This window comes from Sulfitobacter sp. 1A13421 (assembly GCF_043557285.1).
GTDB classification, from domain to species: Bacteria; Pseudomonadota; Alphaproteobacteria; order Rhodobacterales; family Rhodobacteraceae; genus Sulfitobacter; species Sulfitobacter faviae.
The window spans coordinates 1-17,485 of the sequence record NZ_JBIFFQ010000009.1; the positions used below are offsets into that span (position 1 = coordinate 1).

20 protein-coding genes are annotated in these 17,485 nt (G+C 61.3%); 15 read left to right on the forward strand and 5 right to left on the reverse strand.

Translation table 11 applies throughout. The features are described 5' to 3' along the window. Window positions 1-252 precede the first annotated feature (252 nt). The gene (locus ACGYLI_RS14435) at window positions 253-504 is read right to left on the reverse strand and encodes a hypothetical protein (protein WP_008327366.1); all 252 of its coding nucleotides are present in this window, start codon (window positions 502-504) and stop codon (window positions 253-255) included. Window positions 505-715: 211 nt separating this feature from the next. Here ACGYLI_RS14435 and ACGYLI_RS14440 point away from each other — a divergent pair, with 211 nt between their 5' ends. The 15 genes from ACGYLI_RS14440 (at window position 716) to ACGYLI_RS14510 (ending at window position 12,316) form a co-directional block, all read left to right on the forward strand. After that, complete coding sequence (locus tag ACGYLI_RS14440) at window positions 716-1,084, forward strand: hypothetical protein (RefSeq protein ID WP_271690387.1); 369 nt, start codon at window positions 716-718, stop codon at window positions 1,082-1,084. 43 nt (window positions 1,085-1,127) lie between these two features. Then, on the forward strand, window positions 1,128-1,748 hold the full coding sequence (locus tag ACGYLI_RS14445; protein ID WP_271690423.1) for a lytic transglycosylase domain-containing protein: 621 nt from the start codon (window positions 1,128-1,130) through the stop codon (window positions 1,746-1,748). Between the two features lie 71 nt (window positions 1,749-1,819). Further along, complete coding sequence (locus ACGYLI_RS14450) at window positions 1,820-2,140, forward strand: TrbC/VirB2 family protein (protein ID WP_394419709.1); 321 nt, start codon at window positions 1,820-1,822, stop codon at window positions 2,138-2,140. Continuing rightward, on the forward strand, window positions 2,133-2,411 hold the full coding sequence (locus tag ACGYLI_RS14455; protein ID WP_271690388.1) for a type IV secretion system protein VirB3: 279 nt from the start codon (window positions 2,133-2,135) through the stop codon (window positions 2,409-2,411). The genes ACGYLI_RS14450 and ACGYLI_RS14455 overlap by 8 nt, the downstream gene beginning before the upstream one ends. Beyond that, complete coding sequence (locus ACGYLI_RS14460) at window positions 2,401-4,776, forward strand: type IV secretion system protein B4 (protein ID WP_394419659.1); 2,376 nt, start codon at window positions 2,401-2,403, stop codon at window positions 4,774-4,776. The genes ACGYLI_RS14455 and ACGYLI_RS14460 overlap by 11 nt, the downstream gene beginning before the upstream one ends. After that, window positions 4,773-4,940, forward strand: a complete 168-nt coding sequence (locus ACGYLI_RS14465; protein ID WP_009815545.1) for a hypothetical protein — start codon at window positions 4,773-4,775, stop codon at window positions 4,938-4,940. The genes ACGYLI_RS14460 and ACGYLI_RS14465 overlap by 4 nt, the downstream gene beginning before the upstream one ends. Then, a complete protein-coding gene (locus ACGYLI_RS14470) occupies window positions 4,930-6,084 on the forward strand; it encodes a lytic transglycosylase domain-containing protein (RefSeq protein WP_271690390.1) in 1,155 nt (384 codons plus the stop codon). The genes ACGYLI_RS14465 and ACGYLI_RS14470 overlap by 11 nt, the downstream gene beginning before the upstream one ends. Continuing rightward, window positions 6,084-6,893, forward strand: a complete 810-nt coding sequence (locus ACGYLI_RS14475) for a type IV secretion system protein (RefSeq protein ID WP_271690425.1) — start codon at window positions 6,084-6,086, stop codon at window positions 6,891-6,893. Before ACGYLI_RS14470 ends, ACGYLI_RS14475 begins: the two co-directional genes overlap by 1 nt. A 17-nt stretch (window positions 6,894-6,910) precedes the next feature. Continuing rightward, the gene (locus tag ACGYLI_RS14480) at window positions 6,911-7,564 is read left to right on the forward strand and encodes a virB8 family protein (protein ID WP_289040923.1); all 654 of its coding nucleotides are present in this window, start codon (window positions 6,911-6,913) and stop codon (window positions 7,562-7,564) included. 2 nt (window positions 7,565-7,566) lie between these two features. Further along, window positions 7,567-8,262, forward strand: coding sequence for a TrbG/VirB9 family P-type conjugative transfer protein (locus tag ACGYLI_RS14485; protein WP_394419660.1), 696 nt, complete (start codon window positions 7,567-7,569; stop codon window positions 8,260-8,262). Next, window positions 8,259-9,638: a TrbI/VirB10 family protein gene (locus ACGYLI_RS14490; protein WP_394419661.1), complete on the forward strand. Its 1,380-nt coding sequence runs from the start codon at window positions 8,259-8,261 to the stop codon at window positions 9,636-9,638. Before ACGYLI_RS14485 ends, ACGYLI_RS14490 begins: the two co-directional genes overlap by 4 nt. Window positions 9,639-9,642: 4 nt before the next feature. Then, window positions 9,643-10,629, forward strand: coding sequence for an ATPase, T2SS/T4P/T4SS family (locus tag ACGYLI_RS14495; RefSeq protein WP_055296391.1), 987 nt, complete (start codon window positions 9,643-9,645; stop codon window positions 10,627-10,629). Beyond that, window positions 10,626-10,820, forward strand: coding sequence for a DUF4177 domain-containing protein (locus tag ACGYLI_RS14500; RefSeq protein ID WP_012187154.1), 195 nt, complete (start codon window positions 10,626-10,628; stop codon window positions 10,818-10,820). Before ACGYLI_RS14495 ends, ACGYLI_RS14500 begins: the two co-directional genes overlap by 4 nt. Next, complete coding sequence (locus ACGYLI_RS14505; RefSeq protein WP_394419662.1) at window positions 10,817-11,227, forward strand: hypothetical protein; 411 nt, start codon at window positions 10,817-10,819, stop codon at window positions 11,225-11,227. The genes ACGYLI_RS14500 and ACGYLI_RS14505 overlap by 4 nt, the downstream gene beginning before the upstream one ends. A gap of 12 nt (window positions 11,228-11,239) precedes the next feature. Further along, a complete protein-coding gene (locus ACGYLI_RS14510; RefSeq protein WP_394419663.1) occupies window positions 11,240-12,316 on the forward strand; it encodes a type IV secretion system protein in 1,077 nt (358 codons plus the stop codon). Between the two features lie 136 nt (window positions 12,317-12,452). Here ACGYLI_RS14510 and ACGYLI_RS14515 read toward each other — a convergent pair whose 3' ends face one another. From ACGYLI_RS14515 to ACGYLI_RS14530, 4 genes are all read right to left on the reverse strand, one after another. Beyond that, the gene (locus ACGYLI_RS14515; RefSeq protein WP_394419664.1) at window positions 12,453-13,628 is read right to left on the reverse strand and encodes a patatin-like phospholipase family protein; all 1,176 of its coding nucleotides are present in this window, start codon (window positions 13,626-13,628) and stop codon (window positions 12,453-12,455) included. Further along, window positions 13,625-15,910 carry a ThiF family adenylyltransferase gene (locus ACGYLI_RS14520; protein WP_394419665.1) on the reverse strand — a complete coding sequence of 762 codons (2,286 nt, stop codon included), beginning with the start codon at window positions 15,908-15,910 and terminating at the stop codon, window positions 13,625-13,627. Before ACGYLI_RS14520 ends, ACGYLI_RS14515 begins: the two co-directional genes overlap by 4 nt. Then, window positions 15,910-17,040: a hypothetical protein gene (locus ACGYLI_RS14525; protein ID WP_394419666.1), complete on the reverse strand. Its 1,131-nt coding sequence runs from the start codon at window positions 17,038-17,040 to the stop codon at window positions 15,910-15,912. The genes ACGYLI_RS14520 and ACGYLI_RS14525 overlap by 1 nt, the downstream gene beginning before the upstream one ends. 69 nt (window positions 17,041-17,109) lie before the next feature. Then, on the reverse strand, window positions 17,110-17,394 hold the full coding sequence (locus ACGYLI_RS14530) for a DUF2188 domain-containing protein (RefSeq protein WP_394419667.1): 285 nt from the start codon (window positions 17,392-17,394) through the stop codon (window positions 17,110-17,112). Window positions 17,395-17,485 lie beyond the last annotated feature (91 nt).

Genomic DNA, 17,485 nt, shown 5'->3' on the forward strand with positions numbered 1-17,485 from the left:
GCGACAAATGACTGGTGGCGTTTGAGCTTCGCCGCCAACTGCTGCTGGCTAAGACCCGCATTTTGACGTGCATCAACCAACGCACGGACGAGCGCCAACTGGCCATTTGTTCTGATTGTTTTTGCCACGCGTCACATACCTTTTGTGACGTCGCTAGCGGATGAAATCTGTTATCTAAAAAGTAGATATATGAGGGTGTTATCGGCGTCTGGTTTCCATGGGCTGCAAGTCTGATGCTCCCGAGGTTGCCCATCAATCCCCTACCAATTGCAGGAACCGGCCATATTCCTCGCTGACTTCGCGCGCTTCCTCGAAGGCGCGGGCCCGTTCACCGTCGAGGCAACGGAAGTAGCTCTGGATATCCTGAATGTAATCTTCGAAGTCGCCGCGGATGATATCCGCATAGTCCCGCGCGGCCTGCGAATCGCTTGGCAGGAAAGGACGGGATGGCGCAAAGCAGGATTCCGCCAAAACCGGCCCAGGAACGCAGATCAGAAGGGCCATAGCTTGCAATGGGAGCAGGCATGTCAACCTTGGGTTTCTCAAACCTGTTATCTCCTTGATCGCGGACACTGGCCGTGACTAGTGTTTGCGTAACCAAACTACAGCCAAAGCACGATATTACATCTTGCGGTTGATAATATACTATCGTAACTCTGGGCTTCAAGTGGGAATGCCCGGGCGTTGCGCGTTTGAAGAAAGCGTGAGCCGGGCCATGAACTGGGACATAGAAGCACCAAATGTGGTTACGGAAGCTAGGTTCCGCGAGCTCGTGGAAAGCGGCTATAGCGCAGAAATCCTGTGCCAGGAGTCGGCACACAAGAAAGGCCCCAGCTATTACGGGATCTGGATCATGCGTGTTGCCTCTGATGACGGGGTGGAAAAGCTCCTCGTCACCGCCCGCACGCGGACGACCTACAACGATATCAAGATCCGTGAGTTCAAGACGATCTCTGGCGTGGTGTCATTCTTCATTGGCCTTGGCTTTGCGCATGTCGACCTGCCCCTTGAGGCGGGTACAAGCCGTACGCATAAACTCGCCCCGCCAGACAAAGCCCCATCAGACAAGGGCGCTGGCAACTAAGTTCGTCTGTCTCTGGCTGGTCGCCGCGCCAGCCTCAGCGCAAATCGTTCTGGTCATGGAGGGCGACGGCTCTCTGACCCCGTCGCGGTCTCAAAGCGGTTTTGCCCGGAACTACAATGACGGCGTTGGTCAGGGATCGGCGTCCGATGGTTTGGCCATTCTTGGTGAGACGGAAGCAGCACCCAAACCTGACGCGCTGCAGCTTGCGGCACTCGCCCAGCCAGCACCCCTGCCCCGCGCAGACGTTCTCTTAGACATCGAGGCAACGGCCCTGCGCTATGCCAATCATCCTGGTTTGCGCCGCGCAGAGCTCTCCGTGAGGGATTGGCTGGCTCTCTACCGGGCCAACATCGAGGTTGAGAGCGCCTACCGGCAGGATGCGATCTCAACCGCGGGCGCCATTGGTCTGGGTCAACTGATGCCAGCAACCGCGCGTGATCTCGACGTCAATCCGGAGGACCCGATGCAGAACCTCGACGGTTCCGCCCGCTACCTCGCGATGATGCTCGAGACGTTCGGCGATCCGCGCCTGGCGCTGGCCGCTTACAACGCCGGACCCGGCGCCGTGCGCCAATATGGCGGCATTCCCCCCTACCGAGAAACCCAGAACCATGTGGCCCGCGTGATGGCCGTCGTGGCCCGATTGGAAGGATCAAATTCATGATGTCCCAACCTTTTTGGAAATCATTCCTCAAAACACTTATCGGCAATGTCACGAGAGCACGCAGCGCGGCTGTGCATTGGCGATACAACTTTTTCCAAACAAGTTGGTTTTCAAACCTCTTTATCGTCTCGCTGGCGCTATTTCTGGTGATTGCCGAGCCCGCCCTAGCACAGAGCATCGACCTCTCCCCGATCCAAAGCTTGTTGCAGGGCATTGTCGATGCGCTGACCGGACCTCTTGGTGTGGTCATCGCCACACTCGCGGTCCTCGGCGTTTTCTTGAGCTGGTTCTTCAACATCATCGATCTGCGCCAGGCGCTCTGGGTCCTCGTGGGCATCGCTGGTGTCGCGGCTGCCCCCACCATCGTTGCCGCGGTCTTTGCCGGTGGCTGAGCGCGCGCCTCTCTTTCTCGGCCTCGTGCGCCCGCCGAAGCTTCTGGGCCTGCCCATCATGTACGCGATGGTCTGGCTCTTCGGTTCGGTGCTCTTGTTCGTGTGGGTCCAGCACATCGCGGTGCTAGGCGTGGCCGCCCTGCTCTATCCGGTGCTGTGGAAGGCCGCCGATTGGGACCCGCGTTTCATCGACGTGATGATGACGTCGCTGCAGGAGACGCCACCCACGCGAAACCGTAGCATCCATGGCGGGGACAGCTATGCCCCGTGATGAAGCCCGTGATGCTGCGCTCGACCCCCGCACAATGACACCGGGCTGGTATGCGCGCGAAACCCGCCTCGCGCATATGCTGCCCTATGTAAGCCTCGTTGACGACCAGACTGTGCGGACCCGGGTGAACGAGCTCTTCCGGTGCATCCGGCTCGAGGGGATCAACAGCTACACGACCGACGATGCCTATCTCGACAAGGTGACGGCGCTTTTTGCCCGCATCGTCGCGCAACTCGGGCCGGAATTCAGCTACTACGTCCACAAGGTCTCCAAGGCCATCAAACCGGATCTCGACCCGATCCGTGAGGACAGCTTCGCGGGCGAGGTCGACCGGCGCTGGCGCGCGAAACTCGAGACCAGCGGGCTGCGCGACAAGACCCTGACGCTCACCGTCATTCACCGCCCGCCCCCGAAAAGCCTCCTGCCGCATCTCGGCCGCAGCGCGCCGGACCGGCTGAAGGAAGAGACCCGCAAGCGTCTCCAGCGCCTCGGTGAGGCCGTGAACGTCTTCCTGTCCGGCCTCGCAGAACTTAAACCGCGCCTCCTGTCGGCTGCATCGGGGGAGTTGGTGGGGTTTCTGGGCGCGCTGAACACAGGCACCGAGCTGCCGCTCTACCCTGCAAACACCTACGGCTTTTTGTCCGTCAACGTCGCCAATACCCGCGTGACGTTTCACGGAGACCATTTCGAGCTTTCCGAAGGCGTCATGGGCCATCGCTACGGCAAGAGCTTCACCATCGGAGAATACTCGGAAGGCACCTCCTGCACCATGTTCGACATGCTGAACCTGCCGGTCGACATGATCGTGACGCACTCCTTCACGCCGATCAATTCGAACCTCATGGCGGGCCGCATCAAGCGGCAAAAGCGCCAGATGCAGGCCAGCCAGGACGCAGCCCTCTCGCTTTTGGAAGCCCTCGACATCGCCGCCGATGATCTCGAGGCCAAGCGCCAAAGCTTCGGCGAGCATCACATGGTCGTGACGCTCTTTTGCGACACGCTCGAAGAGCTGCAGACGCTCAGCGCCGAAATCGTGAACGCCGCCGCAACCGAAGGCGTGAAGATGATTGGCGAGCGGGTCGCGGCCAAGGCGCATTACCTCAGCCAGCACCCCGGCAACCAACCAAAGCGCGTCCGCGCCAGCGCCGTCACCAACCGCAACTTCGCGGATTTTGCGGCCTTCCACCGGACACAGCTCGGCAAACCTGCAGCACTTACCCCCTGGGGCCGGGTCGTCACATATTTGCCCACGCCGGAGCAGAGCGCCTACCGGTTTTCCTATCACGAGCAGGGATCGCCCGACAAAGAACCCACCAGCGGGCATACCCTGATCATGGGGCGGCCCGGGTCGGGCAAATCGGTGCTGTCGGCCTTCCTGATGACGCAAGCCCGTCGCGCAGGGGCGCGGGTCTTCGTCTTCGACTACCGTCTCGGTATGGAGATGGCGGTCCGCGCCAATGGCGGGCGCTACGCCTCCCTGAACGCCGGCCAGCCCACGGGTCTCAACCCGCTCTGGACAGAGACCGATGCGCGCGGCACCGCCTGGCTCTCGGATTGGCTCACAACCCTGCTCTACCGCGCCGACAAGCCTCTGACCCCGGCGCAGACCAACCGCATCCAGGAGGTCGTGCGCCAGAATGCCCAGGCCACCAATCCGGCCCTGCGGAACTGGCGGGATTTCGCATCGCTTTTTGTGTCTACGGATGACGGCGGCGATCTGCACCAGCGCCTGCTCGAATGGTCTGAGGACGGCCGCTATGGCTGGATCTTCGGGCAGAGCCTCGAGGACACGTTCTCGCTCAAAGGCGATGTGGTGGGCTTCGATCTGACCGGCATTCTCGACAGCGAGGCCGACAAGGAGCGGATGGCGGTTCTCTCCTATCTTTTCCGCCGGGTCGAGCGCGAGATCGAGGACCGCCGCCCCACCATCATCGTGATCGACGAGGCCTGGAAGGCGCTCGACAACGTATATTTCGCCGAACGGTTGTCGAACTGGCTCGTGACTGCGCGCAAGCAGAACACCGTCGCGGTGATGATGACGCAATATGCCAGCCAGCTTGAGCGCACCCGGACCGGCAAGACCATCGTCGAGGCGGTGCCGACGCAGATCCTGCTGCCCAATATCCGCGCGCAGCCTGCGGACTACGCCATGCTGAACCTCACGGAGAAGGAGCTCGACGTCCTTCTCAACACGGGCAGCAACAGCCGTTTGGCGCTGATCCGCGACGACCAGGGCTCAATCGTCGTCGATGCCGATCTGAGCGCCCTTGGGCCCAATCTCACCATCCTTGGCGGCATGGAAAAGGGCGAAGCGCTTGTCGGCGCCGATTACCGCGACCGCCCGGGCTTCTGGAGGCTTTCATGATCCGTATTCTTATCGCTTTGGCTGCGCTCGGCGCGCTGGCCTCCTGCACCCAGTATCGGGAGCCGCAGGCCAATTGCTTTTCCTTTCTCGCCTCGACGGCAGCGACAGCCCAGGATTGCCACTTCGCACCGCTCGGCGCGCCGGAGGGCGACGTTGAAGTCTAGCCTGCCTCATATCCTGGCACTTTGCCTGCTGCCCGGTCTCGCCTTGTCTCAAGGCGTGCCGACCAATGACAGTAGGCTGACCGCGCGTGACATCGTCGAGACCGGCGATCGCGAGGCAGACTTAGCTGTTCAGGCCGACAAGCTTGCAGTGCGCGAACTCATCGCCGAGATCGAACGGGAGCAGCTGGAAACCCTCCGACGCATCCTCGATGCCCAGACCAGCTTCGGCGGTCAGGGCCTGCCCGCCATGGTCTCGGGGCTGGAAAGCGGCAGCGGCGATCCCGACCGCGCCGTGGAAGCCGTCTATGGCACGGGCGAGATCGATCCCAATCGCGGCGGTGCGCAGATGTTCGGGGATGCGTCTGAGAACATCGAGCAGCTCATCATCCGGGTCGCCCAGGAGACCAGCGGCTTTGCGGGTGTTGGCCGCGCAGGGCTCTCGCCCGTCCAGTGGCGCGCGTTGCTGCAAGCGCTGATCTGGCAGGAAAGCCGGTTTACGATTGGGGCACGGTCTCCCGTCGGCGCCTATGGTCTCACCCAGATCATGCCTGGGACGGCCAGCGATCTGGGCATCAACCCGGAATACTATGACAGCCCCTACCTTCAGGTGCATGGCGGCGCGCGCTATCTCGCGACCCAGCTCAACACATTCGATGGCAACATCATCAACGCCCTCGCGGCCTATAACGCCGGACCCGGCCGGGTTTTCGAGTATGGCGGCGTGCCACCCTTCCGCGAGACCCAGCACTACGTGTCGGTCATCCCCGAACGCTACAATCTCTATCTAAGCCGTATCGGCGGGATCGATGCGCTTGGCACGATCGATCCGGCGCTTCTCGCCAATGCCAACCTCTCGCTCACGGGTCATGGGACGGCCTTTTATGGCAGCAACTCACCAGCCACGATCCGCCAAGCCGCCCTGCGCATCCGCGATATCGTCGAACGGATTTCCGAAACCGAGGACGTGCAGGAGAGCGTCGCACTCAACACCTATGCCCGCGCCGAACTGGTGCGTCTCGTGGCTGCCCGCATCCGGCTTCAGGCCGCCCGCACCCGCGTGCTCTCCGCCGAAGAGCTGGCCCAGGCCAGCGCCCGCATGGCCGAAGGCGCGTTCATGGATTTTACGATCAGGGAGATTGAATGATGGGACATCTGCTCTTGAGGACAGCTTTGGCCACGACACTTGGCGTTGGCTTGCAGTTCAGCGCCCTACCCCCTGCCGCAGCACAAGGTGTACCGGTCGTCGACACCCAGAACATCGCGCAAAACATCCAGCAGCTGCGGCAGATGATCGAAGACGAGATCCTGCAAAACGAGCAGCTGACGCAGCTCCGCGAACAGCTTGCCACGCTCACGGACCAACTCGCAGAGCTGCAAAGAACCTATGAAGCGCTCACCCGACTTGCCGAGCTTCCCGAAATCATCCGGACGGAAATGGAAGACGAGTTGAACGGTCTGCTCGACCAGGAATTCGGCGACATACTCGCCACGATTGAGGCGATCAAGACGGGGGATTTCTCGGGCCTCTCGGGCTCCGGCGCAGGCGAAATCGAAACCCAGATGGACCGGGTGCTGGCCGATCTCGGCTTCGATGAAGACACGCTCTCGGAAATGGCCACGAGCGAAAATCCCGGAGCCAACCGCGTGGCGACGCAGGCAACAACCGGCGCGCTCGTCTCAGCCGCCGCCCAGAACAGCTATGAAGACGCAGGCCAATCGCTCGAGCGGGTCGACCGCCTTGTGGGGCTTATCGACGACATGGACGAACTCAAGGAAAGCATCGATCTCAACACGCGCGTGACCGCGGAGCTCGCCATTGCGCTGGTCGCCATGTGGCAGCTCGAAGCCATCCAGACCGTGGGCGATGGCACGGGAGGCGTGATCGATGCCGCCACCATCGCCGAAGAGCAGCGCTTCATGGATTTCACGTTACCGGACCTGCGGGCAGACTGATCGTGGGGGCATGACGGGTGGCGACTGAACAAGAAATCATCGAGGAAGAACTGGTCTACGGTGCCTTGCGCCGCGAACGGCTCTGGCAACGCCTTGGTCTGACAGGTCTTGTCTTCGGCATCATCGGTTGTCTGAGCGCAGCAGCAGTCTCGATCCTCGATGTCGACCCACCCCCCGTCGTTGTCCCCTATGATCCCGCCACCGGCTTTGCACTCCCCGAAGCCTCGGTGGGCGCGTCCTCGGTGACCGCCAACCAGGCGATCATCGAGGCGGAGGTCTTCCGCTATGTGACCGACCGGGAGGTCTATAACCAGCTCGACAACGATCTGCGCATCCGCAGCGTCCTGCGCCGCTCGGACGGAGCTGCCGAGAGCGGGCTGCGCCAGATCTGGAACAGCGCCAACGAGAATTACCCGCCGACCGTCTATGGCCCCAACGCCCGGCTCGACGTGGAAATTCTCAGCATCAACCGGATCGGCACCAACCGCGCCACGGTGCGCCTGCGCAAGCGTCTGACCTCCATCAACGGCACCCAAACCGGGCTCTTCACCGCGACCCTTCTCTTCGAGTTCCGCCCGGAGACCCGCCGCTCCATCGATGAGGTCTGGACCAATCCATTCGGCTTCACCGTCCTCGAATATTCCATCCGCTCCGACAGATTGGAGAACTGACGTTGTTGTTTATAAGATCGCTTATTTTTGTCATTACCCTGTTGCCCGGCCTCGCCTCTGCCGAAGCCATCCCGCGTGGCGGTCCCAATGACAGCCGGGTGCGCTTGGCCACCTACCAAGAGGGTCAGGTCTACCGTCTCAGCGTGTCGATCACCCATGTGACCACCATCGAGTTCGGCGAGGGCGAAAGCATCCGCTCGATCATCGCGGGCGACACCGAGGGCTTCGAGATCGACGGCGTCCCGGGAGGTCAGGCCTTCGCGATCAAGCCTGTGGCGCGCGGGGTGCATACCAATGTGACAGTCTATACGAACCGCCGGAGCTACTACTTCAACGTCCAGGAGGTCCGCAGCCCAACCTTCTATGTGGTGCAGTTCCGCTACCCTGATGACGCTGCGCGCCCGACCCGGGCCATCGCCGCCCAAGCACCAAACTACAATTACGGTGCCAGCGCGCGGACCGAGTTCACGCCAACCCGCATCTGGGATGACGGGACGTTCACGTATTTCGCCTTTCCAAGAAACGCCCCTGTGCCAGCGATCTTTCGCTACGCGGGCGGCCGCGAGCGCACGGTCAACACGCAAACTCCTGAAGACGGCGTGATCCGCGTCAGCGGCGTAAACCGCCAATGGGTCCTGCGACTTGGCGAAGAGGTGGTCTGCATCGAGGCGATCCCGCCCACGGAGGCCGCCTCATGAGCGATACCGAGAATACCGAGCTGGAAAAGCGCCTCGCCGCCCTTGAGAAAGGCAGTGCCCGCGCGCCCATAGCGGCGCAGCGCCGGTCGCCCCTTCTCGCGCTGGTCGTGGTCCTCGTCATCGGCGCGGGTGGTGCCCTGCTTTATCTCCTCTCACAGCCCGACGAAGAGGAAACCTTGCCGACGGCCACTCCGGACGTCTTCCAAAACGAAGGGGATGGCTTTGGCGCTATCGAGACCTTGCCCCCGCCCGAGCGCGAGGTTGTGTTTGTCGGACCGGATCCAGTCGAGCCCAACGCGGAGCTTCTGGCGCAGATCACCGCGCTGCAGGCTCAGATCGAGGAATTGCGCAACGCCCCCGAGGCGGTCGTCGAGGAAGACACCGCCGCCGCAGAGGCTATTGACGCGCTGACTGCTCAGATCGCGGCGCTACAAGCCGCCTCTGAAGCCGCACAGCAACGATTTCAGGACGAACTGACGGCGCGGGATCGCAGCCTTGAGCAACTCCGCATGGATCTGGAACTGGCCCAACTCGAGGCCAGCCGACCGCAACCCGCGCCAGTGGGCCCCACGGAAGATGAGCTGCGCGCACGCGAGCAAGAGCGACTGCGCCGCGAGGAAGAAGCCCGGCACATGGCCGAGCTGGAGCGCCGCGCCGCGGAGGAACGCGCCTTCCAGGAGCGGCGCATCACCTCGCCCACCATCGCTTTTGGCGGTGCCTCCGGAGCGAATGAAACGGCTCTGACTGAACGCACTTTTGGCGAGGTGACGGATTTCGTGCTGAACGGTGCGTTGCCCTCCACCGTGACGCAGGCCGAGGTGATCGCCAATCCCTCCAACACCATCATCCAGGGCACCATGATCCAGGCCGTCATGGAAACTGCCCTCGACAGCTCGCTGCCCGGCCAGACCCGTGCCGTGGTGTCCGAGGATGTCTACAGCGTCGATGGCGCGCGCCTATTGATCCCCCGCGGATCCCGTCTCATCGGGCGCTACCGCGCTGGCGTCGATATCGCGCAGCGCCGCGTCACGATCGCCTGGGACCGGATCATCCTGCCCGCGGGCCAAACCGTCCAGATCAGCTCCTTCGGAGGTGATGAACTGGGCCGTTCTGGCGTCACCGGCCTCATAGACACACGCTTCGCCGAGCGTTTCGGGTCGGCCGCCCTAATCTCGCTGATTTCGGCTGCGCCCAGTGCCGCCGCCTCCGAGGTTCAGGATGAGACTGCCGCCGACGTTCTTGAAGACGTGGGCGATGATCTGGCAGATGCCACGGACAGCGTCATTGGTGATTACCTCTCCATCGGCCCCGTCATCTATGTCGACCAAGGCGCACGCGTCACGGTCATGGTCGATCGCGATCTGGAGATATTCTGAGCCCATGTCGCTGAGCTATCTCGAAACCTCGCTCGACCGGATCGACGCCGCCGCCCGCGACGATGTCATCGAGATCTGCATCAACCCCGACGGGACCTGCTGGGGAGAATTCCAGGGCGATCACTTCATGCGCGCGCTGGATCAAAGGCTGACGGGCGTTCAGGTCAGGGACCTCGGCAACCAGATCGCCTCCTCTGCCAATACCACGATGAGCAAGGACCGCCCCATCGTCTCGGTATCGATCACCTACAAGGGTCGCCCGATCCGCGCACAGGTCATCACCCCGCCCGCCGTGCTCTCGGCCATGTCGATCAGCTTGCGGTTCTTCTCGAGCCTGCCGCTCGAGGGCATTGCGCTCGACTTTCTCTATGGCAAAGAGCGCAAGCTCGAAGACCTGCGCGTGGAAAAGAAGCGCGCCTTGCGCGCCGTGGTGGCTGCCGGATTGATCGATGATGCGCTTGCCTTCTGCGTCGAGAACAAACTCAACATGATTGTCTCGGGCGGCACCTCCACCGGCAAAACCGTAGCCGCGCGCAAGATCCTCTCTCACGTACCGGCCGAAGAACGCATCGTCACCATAGAGGAAGCGGCCGAGCTTCTGCCGACCCAGCCAAATGCCGTGACCCTCATCGCCAATCGCGACGCAGAATTCCAGACCGCCGATGTGCTTCTCACCGCCACGCTGCGCATGCGCCCCGACCGGATCATCCTGGGCGAGGTGCGCGGCAAGGAGGCCATGACCTTTTTGGAAGCCATCAACACCGGCCATGGCGGCTCGATGACCACGCTGCATGCCGAAACCCCGCAGCTTGCAGTGCAGCGCCTCGCCATCGCAGCGCTCAAGACCGAGATCCCGATGACCTATGCCGACATGATCCAGTACATCGAGAACTCCATCGACGTGATCATCCAGGCTGGGCGCCACGACGGCAAACGCGGCATCACGGAATTCTACCTCCCCGGCGCAACCGAGATCGGAACTTCCCCATGAAGACGTTTGAATACAATATCCTGTCCTTTCCCATGACCCGCAAGACCAGCCTCTCCGACATGCAGGCCAGCCTGAACGAGAAGGGCGCAGACGGGTGGGAGGTGGTGTCGATCAGCACTTCGGAATTTGCCAATATCGGGCACACCGTTTTCCTGAAGCGCGAAACCACACCCGCTGGAGCCACGGCATGAGGCAGGCGCAGCACCTCGCCTTGGCCGCGCTGGCCCTAAGTCTGAAGCCTACCTTCGTCGTTGCCGAGCGCAACCTAGTGCCGACCCTCGAGCGCAGCTTTGACGTCTGTCCGGACCGGCCCGCCGAGCCCATCTGGATGCAGGAGATCCCCCTGCGCCAAGCCTATCAGCGGGTTCTGGTTCAGGACATCTATCGCGCCCAGAATCTCGAGCGGGTCGTCGAGATCGGCAACTGCGACTGCGCGACCCGGTTCCCGTCCTGGGACGCGGCCGAGGCGATGTTTCGGGAGAGCTACGCGAGCGACGAACGGTGGGAAATGCTCGAAGCCTCGGAAGGCTACAATCGCCGCGCCAACGCCGCCCGAACTGCCGCCAAGGCCATCTGCGACGCCGCAGGCAATTGGTAAGGCAGTCCCGCGATGAGTGTCGTCACCTACTTCGTTGAAACCTCCCAAGCCTATCTCGACACCGCCGCTGAGACCCAGTTTGGTGCGGTTGCGGCAACGGTCGGCACGCTCCTGGTTTTGGGGACAACGCTGGTGGTGATCCTCGTCGGCATCAACATGATCTATCAATACCGGGCCATGGATGGGCACACGGCCTTTTGGCTTGCGGTCAAGATCGGGCTCATCGGGATATTCGCGACCAATTGGGTGCAGTTCAACGCCTTCTCGTCTGCCATTCTCTATGGGATCGACAGTATTGCAGGCGCCCTTGTGGCCTCCGTCGGCGGCGGCAGCCCTGGCCCCTCAGGCACCTTCGCCGAAGAATTCGACCGCCTGATCGCGGAACTGGGCGACTATCTGAACGCTGCCGGGTCCGAGCTGAACTGGATGGCCGGCGCCATGCTCGACATCGTCGGTGTTCTTCTGCTCTCGATCCTCGGCGGGCTGGCCGCCTTCATCCTCGTGGCCTCCCGCCTGATGATCGCGCTCCTGATCGGGATCGCCCCGGTGATGATCTTCCTGACCCTCTTCGAGGTCACCAAGGATTATTTCGCGCGCTGGCTGTCCGCGCTGATTTCCTTTGCGCTATACCCCATCGTCGTCGCAGGCGTGTTCGCAACGATCACAGGCGTTTCCTCCGCGCTCATCGGCGAACTTGGCGATCCTGAAGGGGCCTCAAACATCGGCGCGCTCATCCCCTTCTTCATGATGGTGCTCATGGCCAAGGGCTTCATTATCGCCACGCCCTTCATCGTCCGCGCGATCTCCGGCAACATCATGATGCCCGCCCTCTCCGGAGGTCTCGGCGGCGGCTACAGCTTTGCCCGCGCCGCCATGGGAGGCCAGCAGGCCTACAATCGCTACCTCATCGGCGGGGCCAGTGGCGCAGAATACGCAGCCCTCAGGGCGCGGCAGTTTTTTGGCGTGCAGCAGATGCCTGCAAGGCAAGGCATGGGGCAGACGGGTTCCGGAGGCGGCACAGGATCCACTGACGCAGGGTCCAAAATGCTGGCGCAGCTGGCGAGACTGGGTCGACTTGGACGACGGTGACGGCGCTAGCTGGACGATAAAGAGTTGATCAGCGCCATGGACCAGTTTTCGCAAGAGCGGTCATTCGCGACACCTCACGAATCAGGATGCCTCAAGCACATGCTTACGTCGGAAAACTCGCACTTGCTCACACATTTCACGACAGTTCTGGCATGTGCTCGGCAATCAACGCGTATGTCAACTGTTCACCACGCTTGCTGAGTTTCTCGATCCACTCCTCCGGCATTGCAGAAAAGTCAGTAGGATATCCATGTACGTCTTCTCGTGAAACGAGATCCGATGGCGGAAACGCGAGGCGGGAGTCATCCTGGCCGAGAAAAGGCATGGCAAACCCCTTAATCTGTCCTGACGACTTCAAATCGAATAGACGCTTCACGGCTGCGTTTTGAGCCCTGTCGAAGATGCTCGTGAACGTGCTTGTAAGGCGCGCCATGAAGAATTGGCTCGGTGGATCAAACCGAAGACCGTATCCCGCGCGGCAGCAGATGATTGTGTCCACATTAGAGACGTTTAGACTTATGGAGGAATCTCGATCCGGCCAAAGCGGCGCAAGGCCCAAGTTGTCATATGCCCCGCCGTCGGTCAGGGTAACGTGTTCCTCGCGCCGCGATCCGTCAGGCTTGTTGAAGGCGAGACGTTCATCAAGCGCTGGCAGAAACAAAGGATATGCCGCAGAGGCCATGACTGCATGTGCAAGAGTCGTCTGTGAACCGGCAAGTTCTCCGAGACGCCAAGATCCCGACTTCTCCCGCGAGAAATAGAAAGCCGAACCCGTGCGCAAATCCGCGGCAATGATAATCAGAAGTGGGCGCGTCGAGGGCAATTGCCGCAACTTCTGACCATGAAAGACATCTTCGTCCAAGACCCTACGCAAGATCGTCGTCCTGCTCGCAAAACGCGGCATGGGTGCGCGCAACTTTTCTAGGCTCCAGCGCTTTCGCGCTGTCGTTGGCAGTAACAGAGCAAAGAGGCGCGGTCCGGTCGCGATCGCCAAGGTGGCGACGTTGATCACTCCAAGAAGGGCAGCACAATAGACCGCTCGCAGGCCTTCGGTAGTTGTGAACACTTTACGCAAGGCGGGGCGAACCAAACCGCGGGCAAGTAATGATCGCACTTTGGTCTCGAAGACCGTGAAAGGTTCGTCATTGGCTGCGTAGAGTGCGCCAATAACGCTTCCCCCGGATACCGTCGAGATAACCCGAACTTCGTCAAGAATCCCCAAGTCATGCAAGGCGCGCAGACAGCCCAGATGAAACGCAATGGCACGGGATCCACCGCCTGAGAGCGAGAGGCCGATTGTGGGCTTACTCATTGACCCGATCCTTCAGCCAGCGGAGAAGGCTCTTTATTTCGGCGCATGAACACAACAGCGAGTTCAGCCTGCCCGGCAATCAACATCAGTCCGGGCAAGGTATCCATGTCAAATATGGTGGCGAGCCAATTAATCTGGGATAGGTCTGTAACGCTTGGCATCACCCCCGCCAGTGGCGGGTGTGAATGCCACTCACCGACGTAGCGCAACTGTCCCTGTGTCTCGGCCATAGATCGGTCGATCATCTGTTGGACACCGTCGGTGCCCCGGACGAACCCGGTCGGCGATCCGATGCTGTCAGCAGGTGCTTTGGCGGCATCGGCAAGGTGTATTTTCCGCGCAGGAATGTCGACGACACCCAGCAGAATACCTCCGGTCTCGTTCGGCAGGCAATCATCTCGCATCGCGGCGATGCGTGAGCGGAGTCCGCCATCGAGTGCAACCTGCCAGCCATCGACATCGAAGCGACGCACATCCTCCGCAGGATAGGAAACGTGCCGGACTTCGCCGCCCGCTCCGAGTGACCAGATGCGAATGACCCCATCATCAGAATCGGCGGCCCGTCCCAGACCTTCCGCAACCAAGCCACTTAGGGCCATGACGCGCGATTCAGGGATCAGGTTTGTGATGGCACGGCAGGCGCCAGTGTAGGCGAATGTCCGTACCGGGGTTTCCAAATGACCGGCGAGAGCTTCCTCGCGGACGATGTGCCCCAGATACTGCGCTTCCAGATCGCGCAACGTGACACTGCGATCTTTCGGTTCGGCCAGTAGAACGGCGGCATCGCCCGCCGGGCTGAAAAAGATGCTGAACCGCCGAGCCTTGGAGTGATGGTCAGAGAGGAAGCGCTCAGCCAGCAAAGAAGCGGATGCATCCACGATGATATCGGCATCATCGAGCGCGCGATCAACATCGTCATTCCGCTGCCCTTCGACCCCGATCTGGGCGGTTATCGCCGTGGCCACAGTGTCTTCATCGTCAAGTATGCTCGCCAGCGCCCCGGCAAGCAATTCAGATTTACGTCTCGTGACGTCGCCGCCGAAGCCGACATGACGAGCAAGGTTGTGTGGAAGCAGGACGTCATCGTCTATCACCGTCCAGCAAAAGCGCCCCTCTCGGGCAAGACAAGGAGCGACATGGGCACCGATCGCGCCCCCTCCGACGATCACAGCTTGGCGTTCATCCGGGATGGTGCGGCCCGCAAGCCGGGTCGCCAGGTCTCGGTCAAAGGTAGCGTGAACTTCGACCGGAAGCACGGCCATCGCGATGAGGGCAGCCTCATCCACAGCTCCCGCGGTCAATGCCGGAACGAAGCCGGCGGCACCCCCCTGATCCCTGCTTTCAACCTTGTGGGCAATTCCGAGCGCGACCGCGAGGTCACCAACCTTCTCAGCGGTGACAAAGGCCCGCATATCGGTGCCCTGTTGTGTTCCGTCTGGTGAGGCAATCGGCATCTCGACGATCACGGCCAGGCAGGAATTGATCCGCGCAGCATTGGTCTGCGCGTCGTTCAACCAACCAGCGAGGCGCGTGCGCAGGTCGGCGAACAGGTCGATCCCGCGCACCGTAAGCAAGTCGGCAAGGCTGCCAAGATTACTTGGCGCGAACGAAAGCCGCACCATCTGCGCCGGAAGCACTCGGTATGCTGCCACCGTCAACGGCAAAGCCAGTGTGCGCCCCTCCAGCTGGGAACGCGGGACCACGCGCATCAGCGTGCCCGTGTCGTCAGGGACAGCGACGAGATCCTGTGTGTTGGCGTTATCGATCAACGCGCGGGACATGATGATGTTGTAGCCCGTCCCGAACATAAGCGGGTCGACCGGCTGCCGGGCGTCATGCAAAGCGCCCTCGGCAGCTCGCCGAAACCAGGTAAGGATACGGTGGACAAGCTCGGCCGGTGTCCATGTGAGGCGCGCTTCCGCCCAACTTCGGTCATCGATACAGATCGCGCGGGGTGATCCTTCGGCAGTGAGATTTTGGTGGGCAGTGTCGGGAAAATCACTCCGCAACACGTAGACGAATGGCATCGTATCGCCGCCAGCGAAGCGAACGCCAATTCGTTCTGTGCGCCGGATTGGCACGACGCTCTGCTGCGGTCTGCCGGTCCTGAAGGTGAGTTCGACAAGCTCACCGGCCCCTCCTCTGCGCAGTGCGACCACGGCAGCGAGCTCGGCGGCATGCCGGTGGACAAACCGCGCAAACGTTGACGCTGCCGAAGAGGTGAGGTCATCGACCTCGATCACTTCGTCGAAGGATGCGGTGAGCCAGGCTTCGACGTCCATTAACCAGCCCTGGGCGACGCTGCCGCGGCGGTTCCAGCAACCATCGGCGCGGCAAGCGCAAGGGCGAAACCAAATGCCGTGATCTTGTATGCGAAGGGCGTAGGGTCACTCTTCGACGGGTACTCCATCGTCACGATGAATTCGCCGTCGTGCGCCACAGTGATCCGACGGTAATAGTTTGCAGCCTGCCGGTGCGGGGGCTGGACGTCGTCGTCGGCCTTCGAACCTTTCACTGGGATCGGCCAGGACGGAGAGATGATGTCGCCGCCGGGTTGGCGCTGATCCTCGAACAGCCACTTGACGTTGGGGTCAGGGACAGTCTCGTTCGAGCCACGCTCTGGCCCCAACGACTTGTAGGAGCAATGGTGCGGCAGCTTCATCAGATCCCAAGCGAGCCTGTCCTCATTGCCGTGCTTCCGGCTAACCTGGATGATCGCAGCCAGCGTCTCGTAATTGACGTCTGAGGCGAGAAGCAGTCTCGTCTTCCGGCCGCCCTCGACAAAGGTGGCCTGCATGACGATCGAATCTTCGTTGCGGTCGACGACAGTGTTTTCATCTTGTCGCCAGCCAAACGGGCAGTGCACAAAAAACTCTACCTTCTCTGGTCCAGTCAATGTGTACCCAGGCACGAGTTTGCCAGCATCCACAATCAAGTGCTTGCGGCTTTCAAAATCGATCCCTTCCGCCTCCATCCAGGCCTTCAGCCGTTCGGGGCGAGAGAACACTCGAATACCCTTGCCCTGACGCAAACGGTACCGTGCCTCCGCACGGACCAACCGCGCGTCATCCTTCAAGTTCTCTTCGAGGATTGCCGCTGCAGGTACCCAGAGCTCCCTGATCTTTACACGACCCTTGCCTTGGTAGAGTGCAGCATGATCCAGCCAGAAGAAGTCACCGAACCCCTTACAGTGATCGGAGTCAGTGTGCGTGATGCAAACCGCATCGAAGTAGTCGCGGCCCGCTTTATCCAAGTCGCGGCGAAGTGTCGTCGGCAAGTCGCAACGCTGGTCATCCTCATCGTCGTCGCAACGCATTGCGGCGAAGTCGATCAGGATCTTGCGCCCATCGGCAAGGTCGAGGCGGGAGGTGTCGGCGTTGCCGAGCGGAAAGAAGTTCACCAGAGCCTGCATTTCAGTGTCCTCATATTTTTGCCCGAGCAGATTGGGCAGTTTTTTTGACCTCCAGCCCCGTACTGGAGTCTAGCCTTTCGGCGGATAGGGATCGTTCCCATAGGAATTGGCATCGCGGATCTGGCCATTGGGCCGATGGATGACGACCTCGCCTCGCTCTCGGATCGCCGTGGTGCGTGCGGCCGCACTCGCCTCTGCCTGAGTCGCATGCGTGGATCCGACCCGGGTAGCGCCCTCACGGCGTGCAGCCCAACCATCCCCGTGGGGGACCACATGAATACGCTTTGACATCGAATTCTCCTTATTTTCCTGACTCGCCTCAATTCGAAACTGTTGACCCCGGCCCTTCGGCATGATTCAAGTGTTTCACAGACTGGTATAGGCCAGAAGCCTCGCCAAGTAAACAGTCGTCGCACCACTAATACCAGTCTACGAAACACTAAGG